The sequence below is a fragment of the Bradyrhizobium sp. LeoB3 genome, from assembly GCF_055456055.1.
The window spans coordinates 1-229 of record NZ_JBVBEF010000490.1; the positions used below are offsets into that span (position 1 = coordinate 1).

The window sequence follows — 229 nt, forward strand, 5'->3', positions numbered from 1 at the left end:
TACCGAGCGCCTTCCTGACGGGCACTTCGGCTGCGGCCGGGATCGCCGCGATCAATGCGCTCGGCAATCTGTCCGGCTTCGCCGGACCGTTCCTCATGGGCTACCTCAAAGACGCGACCGGCAACTTCACGGCCGGGCTGCTGGTCCTGGGCGGCTGCGCTCTGGTCGGCAGCATTGTGGCCCTGACGCTAAGGGTCAATCCGCAGATGGAGGTCACCGGCGCTGCGCC

1 pseudogene is annotated in these 229 nt (G+C 67.7%); it reads left to right on the forward strand.

Annotated features, from left to right (window positions below):
• Nucleotides 1-229 (forward strand): annotated as a pseudogene (locus tag ACZXDY_RS46795) (MFS transporter); the annotation flags it as partial.